This window comes from Streptomyces sp. NPDC028331 (genome assembly GCF_055565775.1).
Map to the genome: position 1 here is coordinate 39473 of NZ_JBVHTR010000014.1, position 17741 is coordinate 57213.

Below are 17741 nucleotides of genomic sequence, written 5' to 3' on the forward strand. Positions count from 1 at the left end.
GAATGGGGGAACTGTGTACATAAGGAAAAAATCAATCCTCATCGAGAGGCACAGCGATGTCGTATCCGCAGCACTCCAGTGGAATGGGCACGCATCCCGAGATAGCGGAGATGCGGGAACGGCTCGAGCGCACGGCGGCCAGCAGCGGGGCGATCGCCCTTGAGGGGCTGATCCTCATGGCAGGTGTCTACGCCGCCATATCGCCCTGGGTCGTGCACTTCTCCGGTACGCCCTTCATCACCGTCAACAACCTGATCGTCGGCCTCACCGTCGCCCTGATCGGGCTCTGTATGACGCTGGTGCCCGAGCGCATGTTCCGCCTGGCCTGGGTGGTCGCCCCGCTCGGTGTGTGGCTCATCATCTCGCCCTGGGTGGTCACTGCCACGCACAGCGCGCGGGCCGGCATCATCGCGAACAACTGCGCGGTGGGTGCGGTGACGGCTGCGCTGGGCCTGGCGGCCATGGGCCTGACCATCGGCGTCGCACGCCGCGCCCCCCAGTGAGAGGACAGCAGGGGACAGCCCAGCGTGCCGGGCGTACGTGAGCCGCGTACACCGGCACGCTCCCGCCCGTCTCGACGCACCACGACCCGGCCCGGCGCCCGCCGGGACGGCTCAGACGGGTGAGGTGTCCAGGAGTTCCACCACCCGTGTCAGGACGTCCGCGCGGAACAGTGTGCGGGCCTGGGCGACACGGCGGTCGCGGGCGGGGCCGGGGGTGGCGAGGCGCCTGAGGGCTGCGAGCAGTTCGGACTCCGTCTCCGCCAGCTCCGTCAGGCCGAGTGCGGCCATCCTGCGGACGCCTTCCGCGCCGTGGCCCGGCAGGGGGCGGAATCCCACCACCGGCAGGCCCGCGGCGAGCGCCTGTACGGCGGTCTGGCCGGCGGCGTTGTCCACCAGGGCGCCGGCCGCGCGCATGAGCCCGGCCATGTCGTCGACCCACCCCAGCGCGAGGACCCCGGGGATCCGGGCGAGGTGCTTGCGCAGCGCCTCGTTCCGGCCGCACAGCACGACCGGAAGGAGACCGTGCGCGGCCAGCAGCCCGGCGGTGGCGGAAAGACCCGAACCGGCTCCCCAGGCGCCCGCCGACAGGATCACCGGGGTCCGCCCGGGCGCGAACCGGGCGAACCGGCGGGACCACTGCGCGGCGGCCGGGCCCCGGGTGAGGAACTCGGGGGCCACGGCCGGTCCGGTCGCCTCGGCCGGGGTGGCGATGTCCTCGACCACCTCACGGGCGGCTTCGTCGGTGAGGCAGAAGTAGCGGTCGTTGCCCGGGTGGAGCCACTGCCGGTGCACCGCGAAGTCGATCAGGAAGACGGCGCTCGGCACCCCCAGCCGGCCCCGGGACCTGAGGTGGCCGGTGAGCTGCGCCGCGAGGTGGAAAACGGGGAGGACGACATCGGCGCCCGTACGGTCCACCAGGTCCGTCAGGCGGCGGCCCGCGAGGCGGGCCAGGGGGACGCCGCTGGGGCGCCGGCCCGGCCCCCGGCGCAGGAAGGTGCGGTACAGGGCGGCGTACGCCCACGGGAAGTGCCGCACGGAGGCCTGGTAGAAGCGGCGCAGGCCGGTGCCCAGGCCGTACGGCAGGAGGGCGAGCACGTCGACGACGTGCGCATCGTGGCCGTGCTCCCGTGCGCGTCGCGCCAGTTCGCCCGCGACCGTGTCGTGTCCGGCTCCCATGCTCGCGCTCAGGATCAGGATCCGCCGGGAGCCGTCGGAGGACGGGGACGGGGCCGCGGGGACGGCGGCCGGTCCCGTCGAAACGGCCGCTCCGGCCGCCGGGCGGCGGGCAGGGGTGGTGGCCGCTCGCGTCGCTCGGCGTCGAGACCCGGGGGAAAATACACGCACTGGTACTGATTGTCCCGAGCCACACCTTCCAAACCCGCGCGTTTCGCGGGTTTCGTGGTGGGGCCAGCGGGATACTCACCGTCCGCTTCGTCCGCTTCAACCTCTCAGCGCAAGAGTGCTCGACATCAGGAGCACCCGACCATCAGCCGTCGCAACCCGTCCGTACGTGCGGTGTTCGCCGTCGCAGCCGAGCCGAGGTCAGCCGTCATGTCCCATGCTCCCTCCCCTCCTCGATCCGTCCCCGCTCTCTCCGTCGAGACATCGGCTCCCGCCGCCACCGCGCCCGGACACGCCGGTGACCGGGCGACCCACCCGGCCACCGCGCTGGTGACCGGCGCCTCCTCGGGCATCGGGGCGGCCGTCGCACGCCGGCTGGCCGCCGAGGGCGGCTGGCGTCTGGTGCTCAACGGGCGGGACTCGACACGTCTCGCGCAGGTCGCCGACCGGGCATCGGCCACCGGCTACCCGGCGGACCTCACCCGCCCGGGAGCCGGCCGGCAACTGGCCGAGTTCACCCTCGAGCGGCTGGGCCGGGTGGACCTGCTGGTGGCGTGCGCCGGGATCGGCTGGGCCGGCGAGTTCAGCAGCATGCCCCCGCGCGCCATCGACGAGGTGATCGACGTCGATCTGGTCGCCACACTCCACCTGGTACGGCAGCTCGTCCCCCATATGGTCCAGGCGGGTTCCGGACGCGTGGTGATCGTCGGGTCGCTGGCGGGTGCGGTCGGCGTGCGCGGCGAGGCCGTCTACTCCGCGGCCAAGGCGGCGCTCGCGGCGTTCGCCGACGCACTGCGCTACGAACTGCGCGGCACCGGGGTGCGGGTCACTCTGGTGGTCCCCGGCGTGGTGGACACCCCGTTCTTCGACCGCCGGGGTGAGCCCTACCGGCGGTCCAGGCCGAAGCCGGTGCCGCCCGAGCGGGTGGCGGACGCCGTCTGGTCCGCCGTGAGCCGGGGCCGGGACGAGGTGTACGTGCCCCGGTGGATGCGGCTGCCCGCCCGGATCCGCGGTGCGGCGCCCGGCCTGTACCGTCGGCTCGCCGCCGCGTTCGGATGAGTGGCGGGTGAGCGCTCTCACCGTCGTACTGGCGCTGCTCACCGCGCTGTCCAACGCCTCGGCCTCCGTGCTGCAACGGCGGGCGGCGACGGACGAACCCTCGGGCGGGCGCGGGGTGCGGCAGGCGGCGCGCTGGCTCGGCCATGTGCTGCGGCGGCCGTACTGGCTGGCAGGGGCCGGGCTGCTCGCGCTGTCGACCCTGTTCCAGGCCGCCGCGCTGGCCGTGGGCAGCCTGGCCGTCGTACAGCCCTTGCTGGCCACCGAGTTGCTGTTCACCCTGGCCGTCGGCAGCGTCGTCTTCCACAGCCGCCCGAGCCGGCGCACCTGGCTGGCGTTCACCGCCCTCGCCGCCGGACTGGCGCTGTTCCTGGGAGTGGCCGCGCCCTCCCCCGGCCGGACCACGGCCCTGCCGGGACGCTGGGTCCCGGCAGGAGCGGCGGTGGTGTGCGCCGTGGTGGTGCTGGTCGTCTCGGCCCGTGCCGTGCGGAGTGCGGCGCGGGCGACGCTCCTGGGGCTGGCGAGCGCGGTGTCGTTCGCCGCCACGGCAGCGCTGCTGAAGGAGGTCATGGGGCGGCTCCCGCAGGGGGTGGGGGCCGTGCTGACGCAGTGGCCGCCGTACGTGACGGCGCTGATCGGGATCGTCAGTTTCCTGTTGTTGCAGAGCGCGTTCCGGGCCGGCTCCCTGACGGCGTCGCAGCCGGCTCTGACCCTCGGGGACGCGATGGTCGGGGTGGCGCTGGGAGCGGCGCTGTTCGACGAGCAGATCGCCCTCGGGGTGCGGGTGCTGCCCGAGGTACTCGGCTTCGCGCTCATCGGCGCGGGCAGTATCGGACTGGCGGGCGCCCCGTGGGCCGGCGGCGCCTGGGACACGACACCCGACCAGCGGGACGGACCGGATCCCGGCACTGTGGAAGGGGCACCGGGTAGGCCGTCGGTCGGTGGCCCGGACCGGGACCGACCCGGCCCCTGACGACAAGGAGGCAGTTGCCCGATGACTCGTCCTCACGGCACCTCCCCCACCCGGCGCGCGGCGGCCCTCCTGGCGCCGCTCGCGGCGGCGGCCGCGGCCGCGCACATCGGTCCGGCCGCCACCTGGCTGCCCGGTCTGCGCCGCCGTTTCCTGCCCGGGCTGGCCGGGGTGGGCCGGCCCGACCACATCGCTCTCACGTTCGACGACGGGCCCGATCCCGGCTCCACACCGCACTTCCTCGATGCGCTGGACGATCTCGGCGTACGGGCGACGTTCTTCGTGCTGGGCGAGAGCGTGGTGCGCTACCCGGCCCTGACCCGGGAAACCGTCGAGCGGGGGCACGAGCTCGCCGTGCACGGCTGGAGCCACGACCGGCCCTGGCTGCCCTCTCCCGCCCGGGACACGGCGGACCTGGTCCGGACGGTGGACGCGGTCCACGACGCGGCAGGCCGTCGGCCTCGGTGGTACCGGCCGCCGTACGGGATCCTCACGTCGGGGCGCTGGGCGGCGGCCCGGCGGGCCGGGCTGCGACCGGTGCTGTGGACGGCGTGGGGCAAGGACTGGACGGCCGACGCCACGCCGGCCTCCGTACGCGCGACGGCCGACGCAGGGTTGCGCGGTGGCGGGACCCTGCTGCTGCACGACTCGGACCACGCGGCGGCGGTCGGCTGCTGGCGGGCCACGCTCGGTGCGCTGCCCGGCATCGTGGAGGACTGTCGTGCGGCGGGGCTGTCGGTGGGACCGCTCGGCGAACACGGTGGGGAGGCCGGCGCGCAGGAAACGGCGGCGCGGGAGGCCCCGGTGGAGTACGCGGGCGGCGCCTGACCCCGCGTCCGCGAGGACCCGGACCAGGGCCGGGCAGTGGCCGGTCGCCCGAAGCGCCGGTCCGCGGTGCCTGCGCCGTACGGGCGATCCTGTGGCGACACCCGAGGCGCACCCGGCCGCCCGCCCGCCCCTCGGATAGCTTCGCCCGGCGGTACCTGACCATGGCGGCGTGCACCCCGGACGGCGCCCTCGACCCGAAGCAGAGGTGCTGACGTGGCCGGCCTCCGAAGCCTTCCTCCGGTCGGTGCGGAGGAGTTCCGGGCGTTGTACGACCGAGTGCGGCGCCATGGCCCGGGAGGACGGGGCGGCCGTGGCGCGCTCGAGCTGATCACGCCGGACCGTGTCGTGGCCGCGGCCCGCGAAGTCCGAACGGGCCGTCAGGTCGGCCTCGCCGCGCCGGTGGAGACGCACCGGGGACCGGACAGCGCCGAGCCGGCCGAGCACCGTATGACCGGGCCCGTCGCCGGGAGCATCGACGGCCGTGGCGAGCAGTACACCTGGGACCACTTCCGCATGAACATCCACGGCGACGTGGACAGCCACCTCGACGCCCTGTGCCACGTCATCTACGACGGCACGCTGCACGGAGGCGTCGACGCGGCCCGTGTCACGGCGGCCGGCGCCGAGGAGCTCTCCGTGGACGTGGCGCGGAACGGGATCGTCGGCCGGGGCGTGCTGCTGGACATCCCCCGGCTGCGCGGGGTGCGGTGGCTGGAGCCGGGCGATCCGGTGACGGGCGAGGAACTGGCCGCGGCGGAGGCGGCCCAGGGGGTGCGGGTCGGCGCCGGTGATCTGCTGTTCGTCCGGGTGGGCCATCGCCGCCGGCGCAGCGAGCTGGGACCCTGGGAGTCGGGTGCGTCCCGGGCGGGGCTGCATCCGGCCGCGGCGGAGTTCCTGGCCGAGCGGCAGGTCGCGGTGCTCGGCAGCGACGCCGACAGCGATGTCGCGCCGAGCGTGGCCGAGGGGGTCGCCACGCCCGTGCATGTGCTGGCGGTGCACGCGATGGGGGTCCACCTGCTCGACTACCTGCAGTTCGAGGACCTGGTGCCGGTGTGCGAGGAGTTGCGCCGCTGGTCGTTCCTGTGTGTGGTCGCCCCGCTGCGGCTGCCGGGGGCCACCGGCTCGCCGGTCAATCCGGTCGCGGTGTTCTGAGGCCGCCTGCCGCTGCGTCCGGGGGCATGCTGGACAGGTGATCCTTCTCGCCGCGCTGTTCGCCGTCATGGGTGCCGCAAGCAACGCGGTCGGCACCGCGTTCCAACGCAAGGCGGCGTCCACGGTCGCGCGCGGCGGTGGCCTCCGGCTGCTCATCGCGCTGGCCCACCGGCCGGCCTGGGTCATCGGTATCGGCGGCGTCGTCGGCGCCGCGCTGTTCCAGGCGCTCGCCCTGGTGAACGGCCCGATGGCGCTGGTGCAGCCGCTGTTCGTGCTGGAACTGCCGTTCGCGCTGCTGATCGCCGCTCCCCTGATGCGGCGGCGGCTGCCGGCCGCGGCCTGGTGGGCGATCACCGGGGTCGTCATGGGGCTCGCCCTGGTCCTGGGCTCCGCCGCTCCCTCCGGGGTGACGGACCAGGCGTCCATGGTGCGCTGGATCCCGGTCCTCGCGGCCTGCCTGGGTGCCATGGCCGCCGCGGTCGTCATCGCCCGGCCCGCTCGCCCGCCGCTGTTCCGGGCGGCCGTGCTGGCCTCGGCCTCGGCGGTCGGCAACGCCCTGACCGCGGCGCTGCTGAAGTCCGCGACGGGCAGGTTCGCGGCGGGCGGCCTCGTCGCCTTCCTGGAGTCGTGGCAGACGTACGGGTTCGCGCTGACCGGTGTCTGCGCCATCCTGCTGCTGGAGAACGCGCTCCAGGCGGGCGCGCTGACCGCGTCCCAGCCGGCGCTCACCATCGGGGACGCCACCGTGAGTCTGGTACTGGGCATCACCCTGTTCGACGAGCGGATCCGGACCGGCTGGTGGCTGCTGCCCGAGGCCATCGGGGTCGTCCTGATCGTGTGCGGGGTGCTGAGGCTGAGCCGGGCGGTGTCCGGAGTCCATGCGGCCGAGGCCGAACCCCGGCAGGCGTTTGTGGGCGAGGGCCACGGGGACTCGGGGCCGCAGGGAGAGGGCCGGGACAGCCGGGGTCCGCGCGCCCGGCGGGGCCGGGAGGGAGAGCGGCCCGCGAGCGAGGGCTGACCTGGTGGCGAGCTGCGAGGGAGGCATGCGCATGACCGTGGATGACACGCGCTACGACCGGAGCGGCGATGTACCGCTCCGCGGCTACGCGGTCCTGGCGACGACGTTCACGGCGGGCGCCGCGCTGTTCGCCGCGGTGGCGCGCCGCCGGGGGCTGCAGCTTCCGCAGCAGGTGCCGCCGTGGGACGTCGCCCTGCTGGGCACCGCGACGTTCAAGGCGTCCCGGCTGCTGACCAAGGACAAGGTGACCAGCTTTCTGCGGGCGCCGTTCACCCGGCGGGAGTCCGACAGCACGGCCAATGAGGTGATGGACCAGGCACGCGGCAGCGGCGTGCGGCACGCCGTGGGCGACCTGCTGTCCTGCCCGTTCTGCACCGCCGCATGGGTGGCCGGGGCGCTGGTGTGCTCCTACGCCGCGGCGCCGAGGGCCACGCGCCTGGTGTGCGCGGGCCTCACGGCCGTCGCGGTGTCGGACTGGCTGCAGTACGGGTGGAGCGCGACGGCCGAGGCGGCCGAGAGCTGACGCCGGACGTCGGTCCGGGCGTCAGGCGCGCCCCGCCGGTCCTCGGGGAAGGTCAGGACCACGCCCCGCCGGTCCTCGGCGGACGTCAGGCGTGCGCCCCGGGGTCCTCGGCCAGCCGCGCGGCGGTCTCCAGCAGCAGGGCGTGGACGAACGCCTGCGGAAGGTTGCCGCGGAGCTGCCGCTGGGCGATGTCGAACTCCTCGGCGTACAGCCCGGACGCCCCGCATGCGGCGCGGTTGCGTTCGAACCAGCGGTGGGCGTCGATCGACCGGCCCTGCTGGTGCTCGGCGAGCGCCATGACGAACCCGCACAGCAGAAACGCCCCCTCGGCCTCCCCGAGAGGGCGTTCGTCGTGCCGGAAGCGGTAGATGTAGTGGTCGTCGGCCAGCCGTCGCCGGCACTCGGCCAGGGTGGCGCGGGTGCGGTCGTCCTCGGGGGACAGGGCGCCGCGTACGGCCGGCAGGAGCAGGGCGGCGTCGGCCTTCGGGTCGTCGGGGGTGCGCTGCCAGAAGCCGTCGGCGTGCAGGCAGCGCCGCGTGGTCGTGTCCAGGAGGGTGTCGGCGAGGCGGGTGCAGCGGTCGGCGAGCGGATGGCGGGGGGCCGCCGCGGCCAGGGCGCGCAGCCCGGCCACGCAGGTCAGCCGGCTGTGGGACCACCACTGGGAGTCCAGTTCCCAGATCCCGGCGTCGGGCTCCTGCCAGCGTTCGGTGATGGCCCGTACCGCGATCTCGGCGGCCTTCCATCCGTCGGCGTCCAGCCGCTGCCGGCGTTCGGCCGCCGCGAACAGCAGCAGGGCCTCGCCGAAGCAGTCGAGCTGGAACTGCTCCCTGACGTGGTTGCCGACACGGCTGAAGCCGCCGGGGTAGCCGGGCAGGTCGAGTTCCGTCTGGCCGGGGACGCTGGTGCCGTGCACGGTGTAGGCCGGGGCCAGGCGCGGGCCGTCGTCCCGCAGCCGCGCGCCGACGAAGTGCACGGCGCCGTCGAGGAGTTCGGGGGCGCTGGTGGCCGCCGCGGCCTGTCCGGCGTAGCTCTGGTCGCGGATCCACACGTAGCGGTAGTCGTAGTTGCGCCCCGCCTCGGCGCGTTCCGGCAGGCTGGTGGTGGCGGCCGCGACCATGCCGCCGCCGTGGGTGGTCAGGCCGCGCAGGACGGCGTAGGCACGGCGGGCGTCGCGGGGGGCGATCGTGTGGTCGAGCGCGGGTACGGCCTCGCGCCAGGCGCGTTCGGTCGCGGCCCAGGTCTCGGCGGCCCGCGGGGCGGTGCGGGGCAGGGGTGAGGCGGAGCACTCCAGCACCAGGTCGTGGCGCTCACCGGGCTTGAGCACGATCTCGGCCTCCAGGCCCTGACCGCGGGGGACGGCGAACGGGGCGCCCTGCCAGCGCAGACGGTGGGCGCCCGAGGTGAGGTACCACACGCCGTCCTCGGCGCGGTGGGCGGAGGCCAGGGGGGAGCGGCCGTAGTCGGCGTGCGGCTCGAGCAGGACCCGTACGTGGGCCACCGTGTCCACGGCGTGCAGTTGTCGCAACAGCACCAGGCGTCCCGCCTCGCCGGGGAAGGCGAGGGCCTCCCGGCACTCGATGACGCCGTCGGTGGTGACCCAGCGGCTGCGCCAGATGAGGGTGCCCTCCTCGTAGTAGCCGCCGAAGACGTGCCGGGCCCTCGGGGTGATGGCGTAGACGCCGGCGCCTCCGATGAGGGAGGCGAAGACGGCGTCGTTGTGCCAGCCGGGTGAGCACAGCCAGCCGATGTCGCCGCAGGGGCCGATCAGCGCGCCTCGTTCCCCGTCGGCCAGCAGCGCGTAGTCGTGCAGCGCGTGCGGCTGGAACGGTGTGCTCATGTCGTTCTGCCTCCTGACTCGGCCGACCGGGGGGCGCACGGATTCGGGGCGACACGGCCCTCAGGCCGTACGGCTACCCCGTTTGAGCTGCGGCATTGGTGACGGGCGTGTGAGAAGCGTCCCGGCACGGCGGGAGAGATCCGGTGATTGGGCTGCGACCAGTGGGGAAACCGGTGCCCCATGTCAACGACCCGGCGGCGTCCGCCGCCCCGTCCGCTGCCCCCGGCGCGTCCCGCCGCACCGCCACGGGCCCGCGTGGGAGCGGCCGGCGTGCCCGTCGGGTCGCGTGCGCGCCGGGGGTCCTCACGCTGCGTCACTCACCCGGTTGACGTACACCACCGAGCCGCCCTCGCTCCGGCGACGGACGCTGATCGGGGTACTCGACGGTCTTCCGCGACGTCAGCGGCCCGGTGCCCGGACCAGGGGCCCGACACGCCGTCGCCGCGCAGGGAGGAGTTCTCAATGGCCAGCCCTTTGTCACGGAACTGGGACCACGCCGTCGTCACCGGCGGCGCGGGGTTCGTCGGTTCCCACCTGTGCGCCGCCCTGCTGGACGCGGGAGCCGCGGTCACCTGCGTGGACGACTTCAGCACGGGCCGGCCGGAGAACGTGGCCCCCTTGCTCGACCGGCCCGGGTTCACCCTGGTGCGGGCCAATGTGGCGGAAGGGCTGACCGTCGACCGCAAGCCGGATCTCATACTCCACTTCGCCTCCCCCGCGTCGCCCGCCGACTATCTGCGCCTGCCCCTGCACACGATGGACACCGGCAGCCTGGGCACACGCAACGCCCTGGACCTCGCCCACCGCTCCGGCGCGCGCTTCCTGCTCGCCTCGACCTCCGAGGTCTACGGGGACCCGCAGCAGAACCCGCAGGACGAGCGGTACTGGGGGCATGTGAACCCGGTCGGCCCGCGCAGCGTGTACGACGAGGCCAAGCGGTTCGGTGAGGCCCTGACCACCGCGCACGCCGACGCGAAGGGCACCGACACCGGCATCGTGCGCCTGTTCAACACCTATGGTCCGCGGATGCGCGGCCACGACGGCCGCGCGGTTCCGACGTTCGTGCGGCAGGCGCTGGCCGGTGAGCCGCTGACCGTCACCGGTGACGGGCGCCAGACGCGGTCCCTGTGCTACGTCGACGACACCGTCCGCGGCATTCTCGCGGCGGCCGCGCACGGCATGCGCGGCCCGGTGAACATCGGCAACCCCTCCGAGATCACCATGCTCGACCTCGCCCGCCTGGTCATCCGGCTCACCGGGTCGACGTCGGAGATCCGGTTCATCGAGCGGCCGACGGACGACCCGGCCGTGCGCTGCCCGGACATCACGCTGGCCCGCGACAAGCTCGGCTGGGAGCCGGAGGTGGACGCCGAGGAGGGCCTGCGCCGCACCGTCGACTGGTTCCGCGCGACCGCCGGCCGCTGACCCGGCAAGCCTCCGGCCGGCGCCCCCACGGCGGCGGAGCACCCCCGTCGTACCGGATACGCCGTCGCCCACCGCGTCCGTTCCCCTTCACCACCCGCTCCCGTCCGGCTCACGTATCGCCGAAAGGCCTCGGACTCCATGCGCATCCTCGGAATCAACGCCCTGTTCCACGACCCCGCCGCCGCCCTGGTGATCGACGGCCGGACCGTCGCCGCCGCCGAGGAGGAGCGGTTCTCCCGGCGCAAGCACGGCAAGCGGCCGGTGCCCTTCTCCGCGTGGGAACTGCCGGAGAAGGCCGCCGCGTGGTGCCTCGGGCGCGCCGGACTGCGCCCCCAGGACCTCGACGCCGTCGTCTACTCCTACGATCCGGACCTCGCCCGGCCCGCCGAGGCCATGGGCCTGGACGATCCCTGGGACCACCTGCGGCAGACCTACGCCCGCGAGGCCCCCGGCTTCCTGAAGACGGCGCTGCCGGGCCTGGACCCCGGCATCGTCCGTTTCGTGCCGCACCACATGGCGCACGCCGCGTCCGGCGCCTTCGCCGCGCCCGACGCCGGGGACTCCTCGGTGCTGGTGCTGGACGGCCGCGGGGAGCGCGCCTCCCACCTGGCGGCACGCCGGGTCGGGGACCGTCTCGAGCCGCTGTACGCGCAGGAACTGCCGCACTCCCTGGGGCTGGTCTACGAGGAGCTGACCGAGCACCTGGGATTCCTCAGGTCCTCCGATGAGTTCAAGGTGATGGCGTTGGCCTCGCACGGCCGCCCGCGCATGCTGGCCGAGCTGCGCCGCCACGTGTATCCCACGGGCGACGGCGGCTTCCACGCCACCGGGGTGCCCTGGCACGAACTGTGCGCGCCGCGCGGCCCGGACGAGCCGTGGACGCAGGACCACGCGGACGTGGCCGCGAGCGCCCAGGCCGTGCTGGAGGAGACGCTGCTCGACCTGGTGCGCTGGCTGCACGGCAGGACGCACCACAGCGTCCTCACGCTCGCCGGGGGCGTCGCCCTCAACTGCGTCGCCAATACCCGGATAGCCCGCGAGGGGCCCTTCTCCCAGGTGTGGGTGCAGCCCGCGGCCGGCGACGCGGGCACGGCGCTGGGCGGTGCGCTGCTGGTGGCCGCCGGGCACGGCGACGAGCCGGAGCCGATGCCGGGCGCCGATCTGGGCCGGGACTGGTCGGACGCGGAGCTCGGGGCGTGGCTGAAGACGGCGGCGGTGCCCTTCGAGCGGCCCGCCGACATCGCCCTGACCGTCGCCGAGACCCTCGCGGACAACGGGATCGTCGCCTGGTTCCAGGGCCGCTCCGAGTACGGCCCCCGGGCGCTCGGGCACCGCTCGCTGCTGGCCCACCCCGGGCACGCGGGCAACCTGGAACGCCTCAACGACGTCAAGGGCCGCGAGCAGTTCCGGCCGGTGGCGCCGATGGTGCTGGCCGACCGGGCCGCCGAGATCTTCGACGGCCCACTGCCCAGTCCCTACATGCTGTTCGTCCACGACGTGGCCGAGGAGTGGCGGGAGCGCATCCCGGCGGTCGTGCACGTCGACGGCACGGCCCGCATCCAGACCGTGGACCCGGCCGGGGAGCCCCTGGTCGCCCGCATGCTCGGTGAGTTCGAACGGCTCACCGGGCTGCCCGTGGTGGTCAACACCAGTCTCAACACGGCGGGCCGCCCCATGGTGGACGACCCGCGCGACGCGCTGGAGTGCTTCGGCTCCTCCCCCGTCGACCTCCTCGCCATCGGCCCGTACGCGGTGCGGCGCGGGGACTTCTTCCGCGGCGCCGACGCGAGGGGCACGTGATGGCGGAGCACGGAGACGACACCGCGGCCACCGCCTACGCCGACGACGCGTACGCGGTGGTGATCCCGACGCTGGGACGGCCCAGCCTGAGCGCGTGCCTGCGGGCGCTGGCCGAGGCGTCCGGGCCCCGGCCGGTACGGGTGGTCCTCGTCGACGACCGCCCGGGAGATGAGGGCGAGCCGCTCACGGTCGACATCCCGGGGCCCCTGCGCCCGGTCACGACCGTGGTGCGCGGCCGAGCCCGGGGTCCGGCCGCGGCCCGCAACGACGGGTGGCGGGCGGCCGGACGGATCCCCTGGATCGTGTTCCTCGACGACGACGTGGTGCCCGGCCGCACCTGGGGTGACGACCTCGCCCTGGACCTGGCGGAGGCGACGGGACGGACGGGCGCGATCACCGCGCGCATCGACGTGCCGCTGCCGGTCGACCGCAGGCCCACCGACTGGGAACGCAACACCGCCGGGCTCGCCACGGCGCGGTGGATCACCGCCGACATGGCCTACCGCCGAACGGCCCTGGAGGACGTCGGCGGCTTCGACGAGCGGTTCCGGCGCGCCTTCCGGGAGGACGCGGACCTCGCCCTGCGGGTGCAGGCCGCCGGGTGGACGGTGACCGCGGGGGCCCGGACCACCACGCATCCGGTGCGCCCGGCCGACCGCTGGGTCTCGGTGCGCCTGCAGGCGGGGAACGCGGACGACGTGTTGATGACCCGGTTGCACGGGCCCGGGTGGTGGAGCAGGGCGGGCGCGCCACGCGGACGGCTGCCCGGTCACCTGGCGGTGACCGGAGCGGCCGTGGCGGCCCTCGCCTGCGCGGCGCTGCGCAGGCCCCGGGCCGCCGCGGTCTGTGCGGCCGGCTGGCTGGCCGGCACCGCCGAGTTCGCCCTGGCGCGGATCGGTCCGGGGCCGCGGACCCCGGACGAGACGGCCACCATGGCGGTGACCAGCGTCCTCATCCCGCCCGCCGCCACCTGGCACTGGCTGCGCGGTCACATCGTCCACCGGGGAGCGCCGCCGCACGTCGTGTACGAGGCCGGGGGGCGGCCGCGTACGCCGCACCGGCCGCTCGAGGAACGAGTGCACCCATGAGCGGACGTCCCCTGGTGCCCCGTCACCCCGAGGCCGCCGCGCCGTCGGCGGCCGGGCCCTGGCTGTTCGACGGGCCGCAGGGCAGGTCCCCGCGCGCCGCAGGCCCCCTGCCGGCGGCGGTGCTGTTCGACCGCGACGGCACGCTCGTGTCGGATGTGCCCTACAACGGCGACCCCGAGCGCGTCGAGCCGATGCCGACGGCGCGGCAGGCCGTCGACGCCGTCCGTGCGCGAGGCGTCCCGGTCGGGGTGGTCAGCAACCAGTCCGGGGTGGCCCGCGGTCTGCTGACGCGCGCTCAGGTGGAGGCGGTGCGGCTGCGGGTGGAGGAGCTGCTCGGCCCGTTCGACGTGTGGGCGGTGTGTCCGCACGGCCCGGACGACGGCTGCGGTTGCCGCAAGCCCGCGCCGGGCCTGGTGGTGGCGGCGTGCGCACGGCTGGGCGTCCCGGTGGAGCGCGCCGTGGTGATCGGGGACATCGGCGCCGACATGGGGGCCGCCCGGGCCGCGGGCGCCCGCGGCGTGCTGGTGCCGACCCCCTTGACCCTCCCGGAGGAGGTCGAGGCCGCTCAGGCCACGGCGCGCGATCTGCTCGCGGCGGTGCGCCTGGTGCTGGGCCCCGGGGACGGCTCCGGTGACGGCCCGCGCGCCGCCTCGATCGCGGGGGAGGCACGATGACGGACGCACGAAGCCTTCCCCGCACGCTGGTCGTGCGCCTCGACAGCGCCGGTGACGTGCTGCTGGCGGGCCCGGCCGTGCGCGCGGTGGCGGCCGGCTCCTCGCACACGGCGATGCTGTGCGGTCCCCGCGGGGTACAGGCGGCCAAACTGCTGCCGGGCGTGGACGAGGTGCTGGAGTACGACGCCCCGTGGGTGGGTCTGGAACCGGCGCCGGTCTCCCGGGCGGCGACGCGGCAGCTCCTGCAGACGCTGACCGCGGGCTGCTTCGACCGCGCCCTGGTGCTCGTGTCGTACCACCAGAGCCCGCTGCCGATCGCGCTGCTGCTGAAGCTCGCCGGTGTCGGCTGGACGGCCGCCGACAGCGAGGACTACCCGGGCGCCCTGCTCGATCTGCGGCACCGCCGGCTGCCGCACCGTCACGAGGCCCTGGCGGCGCTGGACCTGGCGCGGGACGCCGGCTTCGCGCTGCCGCCCGGCGACGACGGGACACTGCGGGTCGCCACTCCCCCGGACACCACCCACCTCACCGGGTCGGAGCCGTACGTGGTGCTGCACCCCGGTGCCGCGGTGCCGGCCCGGGCGTGGAGTCCCGAGCGGGCGGCGCGGGCCGCGGCCGCCCTGGCCGCAGAGGGCTACCGGGTCGTGGTCACCGGGGGCCGTGGGGAACGGGAGCTGACCGCGAAGGTCGCCGGACCGCACGGGCTCGACCTCGGCGGCCTGACCGATCTGCGCCAACTGGCGGGAGTTCTGGCCGGGGCGCGCGTGGCGGTGGTCGGCAACACCGGGCCGGCGCATCTGGCGGCCGCGGTGGGCACCCCGGTCGCCTCCCTGTTCGCGCCGGTCGTACCCGCCGAGCGCTGGGCCCCGTACGGGGTCCCGCACGTGCTGCTCGGGGACCAGGGGGCGGCGTGCGCGGACACCCGCGCCCGGCACTGTCCGGTGGCGGGACACCCCTGCCTCGACGGCGTGGGCGATGCCGAGGTGCTGGCCGCCGTGGCGGCTCTCGGTGAGAGAAGGCCCCCGGCGATGCATAACGCGGATCAGGCGCGAAAGACGGACCGGGCGGATCTCGACACGGACGCTTCACCCGGCCGGGGCGAAGCGTCCGGCCCGCAGGACGCGTCGGGCCCTGAGCGCGTGTCGGCGCCGCAGGACGGGTCGGGGCCCGAGGACGCGTCCCGCCCCGAGGGTGTGTCCGGGGCGGGCCGCGGGCCCGAGACGGAACGAGGAGCGACCGTATGAACATCTTGTTGTGGCATGTGCACGGCTCCTGGACGACGGCGTTCGTCCAGGGTCCCCACACGTACCTCGTTCCGGTGACGCCGGGCCGCGATCCCGACGGGCTCGGGCGGGCCCGCACGTTCTCCTGGCCGTCCTCGGTGCGCGAGGCGACCCCCGAGCAGTTGCGGGACGCGGAGGTGGACCTGGTCGTGCTGCAACGGCCGCACGAGCCGGCGCTGGCCGAGCGCTGGCTCGGCGGCCGCCGCCCCGGCCGCGACATACCCGCCGTCTACCTGGAGCACAACGCACCGGACGGCGACGTGCCGAACACCCGGCACCCGTTCGCCGACCGAAGCGACCTGACGCTGGTGCACGTCACCCACTTCAACCGGCTGTTCTGGGACTGCGGCAGCACGCGCACCGAGGTCGTCGAACACGGCATCGTCGACCCGGGACACCAGTACACCGGCCGTCTCGCCCGAGGGGCCGTCGTCGTCAACGAACCGGTGCGACGCGGCCGTTACACGGGTACGGACCTGCTGCCCGCCCTGGCGGAGGCGGCGCCGCTGGACGTGTTCGGGATGCGCACCGAGGGCCTGGCCGGCCATCTCGGACTGCCCGAGGAGCGGTGCCGCAGCGCGGACCTGCCGCAGGCCGAGCTGCACCAGGCCATGGCGCAGCGCCGGTTCTATCTGCATCCGGTGCGCTGGACCTCCCTCGGCCTGTCGCTGCTGGAGGCCATGCACCTGGGCATGCCCGTCCTGGCGCTCGCCACCACCGAGGTGGTCGAGGCGGTCCCCCAGGGCGCCGGTGTCCTGTCCACCCGGCCCGACGTCCTGGCCCGGGCCGCCCGGCACTACCTGCACGAACCCGAAGCCGCGGCCGAGGCCGGCGCCCGTGCCCGCCAGGCGGCCCTCGGCCGGTACGGGCTCAAGCGCTTCCTGGACGACTGGGAGCGTGTGATGACGGAGGCGCGCTCATGACCTCATCCCTGCACCCCATCCAGCCCGGCACCGTCGACGACGACGGTCCCGGTTCCCTGTCGATCGCGCTGGTCTCCGAACACGCGAGCCCCCTCGCCACCCTGGGCGGAGTGGACGCCGGCGGGCAGAACGTCCACGTCGCCTGCCTGGCCGGGGCGCTCGCCGACCGGGGGCACCGGGTGACCGTCTACACCCGCCGCGACGACAAGGACCTGCCGGACCGGGTGCCGCTGCGCGAAGGGGTCGAGGTGCGCCATGTGCCCGCGGGCCCGCCGGAGCCGCTGCCCAAGGACGAACTGCTGCCGTACATGGCCGAGTTCGGCCGCTACCTGGCGCAGGTCTGGCGGGTGCGGGCGCCGGACGTGGTGCACTCGCACTTCTGGATGTCGGGGCTGGCGTCGCTGCGGGCCGTGCGCGAGCTGGGGCTGCCCCTGCTGCACACCTATCACGCGCTCGGCACCGTGAAGCGACGGCACCAGCAGCTCGCGGACACCAGCCCGCCGCGGCGGATCGCGTACGAGACGGAGGTGGGCCTCGGCTGCGACCGGGTGATCGCCACCTGCCGGGACGAGCTCGTCGAACTGGGCAGGATGGGCGTACCCGCCGGGAAGGTCAGCATCGTGCCGTGCGGCGTCGACACCGAGCTGTTCACGCCGAAGGGTCCGGTCGCGGAACGCGGCACCCGCCGGCACCGGCTGCTCCAGTTGGGCCGCCTGGTGCCGCGCAAGGGCGCGGCGGTGTCCGTCGCCGCGCTCGCCCGGCTGCCGGAGACGGAACTCGTCGTCGTCGGCGGGCCGTCGGCGGACCGGCTGGACGACGACCCGGAGGTGCGCCGGCTGCGCCGCGTCGCCGAGGAGCACGGCGTCGCCGACCGGGTGATCTTCACGGGCGGAGTGGCGCCGCACGATGTGCCGCCGCTGCTGCGCGCGGCCGACGTGGTGGTGTGCCCCGCGGACTACGAGCCGTTCGGCATCGTCCCGCTGGAGGCCATGGCCTGCGGCAGGCCGGTCGTGGCCAGCGCGGTGGGCGGCCAGTTGGACACCGTCGCGGACCCGACCACCGGGCGCCTGGTGCCGCCCCGGGACCCCGAAGCCCTCGCCCGGGCCGTCGGCGAACTCCTCGCGGACCCCGAGATGCGGGAGGCGTGCGGTGCGGCCGGCCGCCGTCGCGTGCTGCGCAGGTACGGCTGGGGACGGGTGGCCGCGGCGACCGAGGCGACGTACTGCTCCGTCCTGGACGCCCAGCCCGCGGCCACGGGGGTGGTGTGAGCACGCCCGGCCCCCGACAGCGTTCCCGACCCACCGCGGAGCACCGACGTCC

At 75.1% G+C, this 17741-nt stretch carries 16 protein-coding genes; 14 read left to right on the forward strand and 2 right to left on the reverse strand.

The window, feature by feature from the left end; translation table 11 throughout:
• The first annotated feature begins 56 nt into the window (after positions 1–56).
• Positions 57–503, forward strand: coding sequence for an SPW repeat protein (locus tag ACZ4SW_RS21215; RefSeq protein ID WP_468246039.1), 447 nt, complete (start codon positions 57–59; stop codon positions 501–503).
• 111 nt (positions 504–614) lie between these two features.
• Here the strand turns inward: ACZ4SW_RS21215 and ACZ4SW_RS21220 are convergent, their stop codons facing one another.
• Complete coding sequence (locus ACZ4SW_RS21220) at positions 615–1679, reverse strand: MGDG synthase family glycosyltransferase (protein ID WP_468246043.1); 1065 nt, start codon at positions 1677–1679, stop codon at positions 615–617.
• Positions 1680–2054: 375 nt separating this feature from the next.
• On the opposite strand from ACZ4SW_RS21220, the gene ACZ4SW_RS21225 reads away from it, so the two are divergent.
• From ACZ4SW_RS21225 to ACZ4SW_RS21250, 6 genes are all read left to right on the forward strand, one after another.
• A complete protein-coding gene (locus ACZ4SW_RS21225; RefSeq protein WP_468246049.1) occupies positions 2055–2903 on the forward strand; it encodes an SDR family NAD(P)-dependent oxidoreductase in 849 nt (282 codons plus the stop codon).
• Positions 2904–2910: 7 nt separating this feature from the next.
• Complete coding sequence (locus tag ACZ4SW_RS21230) at positions 2911–3873, forward strand: DMT family transporter (protein WP_468246055.1); 963 nt, start codon at positions 2911–2913, stop codon at positions 3871–3873.
• A 21-nt stretch (positions 3874–3894) separates the two neighbouring features.
• Entirely contained in the window at positions 3895–4698 is an 804-nt protein-coding gene (locus ACZ4SW_RS21235) for a polysaccharide deacetylase family protein (protein ID WP_468246061.1), read from the forward strand.
• Positions 4699–4911: 213 nt separating this feature from the next.
• Positions 4912–5850 (forward strand): cyclase family protein, encoded by a 939-nt coding sequence (locus ACZ4SW_RS21240; protein WP_468246069.1) that lies wholly within the window; start codon positions 4912–4914, stop codon positions 5848–5850.
• 67 nt (positions 5851–5917) lie between these two features.
• Positions 5918–6868: a DMT family transporter gene (locus tag ACZ4SW_RS21245; protein WP_468246867.1), complete on the forward strand. Its 951-nt coding sequence runs from the start codon at positions 5918–5920 to the stop codon at positions 6866–6868.
• 31 nt (positions 6869–6899) lie between these two features.
• Positions 6900–7391, forward strand: a complete 492-nt coding sequence (locus ACZ4SW_RS21250) for a DUF1360 domain-containing protein (RefSeq protein ID WP_468246076.1) — start codon at positions 6900–6902, stop codon at positions 7389–7391.
• Between the two features lie 85 nt (positions 7392–7476).
• On the opposite strand, the gene ACZ4SW_RS21255 is transcribed toward ACZ4SW_RS21250, so the two are convergent.
• Entirely contained in the window at positions 7477–9228 is a 1752-nt protein-coding gene (locus ACZ4SW_RS21255; protein WP_468246082.1) for a glycoside hydrolase family 15 protein, read from the reverse strand.
• A gap of 462 nt (positions 9229–9690) precedes the next feature.
• On the opposite strand from ACZ4SW_RS21255, the gene ACZ4SW_RS21260 reads away from it, so the two are divergent.
• The 7 genes from ACZ4SW_RS21260 (at position 9691) to ACZ4SW_RS21290 (ending at position 17689) form a co-directional block, all read left to right on the forward strand.
• Complete coding sequence (locus ACZ4SW_RS21260; RefSeq protein ID WP_468246089.1) at positions 9691–10653, forward strand: UDP-glucuronic acid decarboxylase family protein; 963 nt, start codon at positions 9691–9693, stop codon at positions 10651–10653.
• 138 nt (positions 10654–10791) lie between these two features.
• Positions 10792–12453, forward strand: a complete 1662-nt coding sequence (locus tag ACZ4SW_RS21265; RefSeq protein ID WP_468246096.1) for a carbamoyltransferase family protein — start codon at positions 10792–10794, stop codon at positions 12451–12453.
• Entirely contained in the window at positions 12453–13541 is a 1089-nt protein-coding gene (locus ACZ4SW_RS21270; protein WP_468246101.1) for a glycosyltransferase family 2 protein, read from the forward strand. The genes ACZ4SW_RS21265 and ACZ4SW_RS21270 overlap by 1 nt, the downstream gene beginning before the upstream one ends.
• The gene (locus ACZ4SW_RS21275; protein WP_468246107.1) at positions 13538–14215 is read left to right on the forward strand and encodes a D-glycero-alpha-D-manno-heptose-1,7-bisphosphate 7-phosphatase; all 678 of its coding nucleotides are present in this window, start codon (positions 13538–13540) and stop codon (positions 14213–14215) included. The genes ACZ4SW_RS21270 and ACZ4SW_RS21275 overlap by 4 nt, the downstream gene beginning before the upstream one ends.
• Positions 14212–15459 carry a glycosyltransferase family 9 protein gene (locus ACZ4SW_RS21280; RefSeq protein WP_468246110.1) on the forward strand — a complete coding sequence of 416 codons (1248 nt, stop codon included), beginning with the start codon at positions 14212–14214 and terminating at the stop codon, positions 15457–15459. Before ACZ4SW_RS21275 ends, ACZ4SW_RS21280 begins: the two co-directional genes overlap by 4 nt.
• Complete coding sequence (locus tag ACZ4SW_RS21285; protein ID WP_468246116.1) at positions 15456–16421, forward strand: glycosyltransferase; 966 nt, start codon at positions 15456–15458, stop codon at positions 16419–16421. Before ACZ4SW_RS21280 ends, ACZ4SW_RS21285 begins: the two co-directional genes overlap by 4 nt.
• Positions 16418–17689, forward strand: coding sequence for a glycosyltransferase (locus ACZ4SW_RS21290; protein WP_468246123.1), 1272 nt, complete (start codon positions 16418–16420; stop codon positions 17687–17689). The genes ACZ4SW_RS21285 and ACZ4SW_RS21290 overlap by 4 nt, the downstream gene beginning before the upstream one ends.
• Positions 17690–17741: the final 52 nt, after the last annotated feature.

Bases quoted from the DNA above. Each gene is read 5' to 3' on its own strand.
- ACZ4SW_RS21250 (WP_468246076.1), top strand. From the start codon at position 6,900: ATGACCGTGGATGACACGCGCTACGACCGGAGCGGCGATGTACCGCTC.
- ACZ4SW_RS21280 (WP_468246110.1), top strand. From the start codon at position 14,212: ATGACGGACGCACGAAGCCTTCCCCGCACGCTGGTCGTGCGCCTCGAC.
- ACZ4SW_RS21245 (WP_468246867.1), top strand. From the start codon at position 5,918: ATGGGTGCCGCAAGCAACGCGGTCGGCACCGCGTTCCAACGCAAGGCG.
- ACZ4SW_RS21290 (WP_468246123.1), top strand. From the start codon at position 16,418: ATGACCTCATCCCTGCACCCCATCCAGCCCGGCACCGTCGACGACGAC.
- ACZ4SW_RS21260 (WP_468246089.1), top strand. From the start codon at position 9,691: ATGGCCAGCCCTTTGTCACGGAACTGGGACCACGCCGTCGTCACCGGC.
- ACZ4SW_RS21225 (WP_468246049.1), top strand. From the start codon at position 2,055: ATGTCCCATGCTCCCTCCCCTCCTCGATCCGTCCCCGCTCTCTCCGTC.
- ACZ4SW_RS21215 (WP_468246039.1), top strand. From the start codon at position 57: ATGTCGTATCCGCAGCACTCCAGTGGAATGGGCACGCATCCCGAGATA.
- ACZ4SW_RS21270 (WP_468246101.1), top strand. From the start codon at position 12,453: ATGGCGGAGCACGGAGACGACACCGCGGCCACCGCCTACGCCGACGAC.
- ACZ4SW_RS21275 (WP_468246107.1), top strand. From the start codon at position 13,538: ATGAGCGGACGTCCCCTGGTGCCCCGTCACCCCGAGGCCGCCGCGCCG.
- ACZ4SW_RS21220 (WP_468246043.1), bottom strand. From the start codon at position 1,679: ATGGGAGCCGGACACGACACGGTCGCGGGCGAACTGGCGCGACGCGCA.
- ACZ4SW_RS21255 (WP_468246082.1), bottom strand. From the start codon at position 9,228: ATGAGCACACCGTTCCAGCCGCACGCGCTGCACGACTACGCGCTGCTG.
- ACZ4SW_RS21235 (WP_468246061.1), top strand. From the start codon at position 3,895: ATGACTCGTCCTCACGGCACCTCCCCCACCCGGCGCGCGGCGGCCCTC.
- ACZ4SW_RS21265 (WP_468246096.1), top strand. From the start codon at position 10,792: ATGCGCATCCTCGGAATCAACGCCCTGTTCCACGACCCCGCCGCCGCC.
- ACZ4SW_RS21285 (WP_468246116.1), top strand. From the start codon at position 15,456: ATGAACATCTTGTTGTGGCATGTGCACGGCTCCTGGACGACGGCGTTC.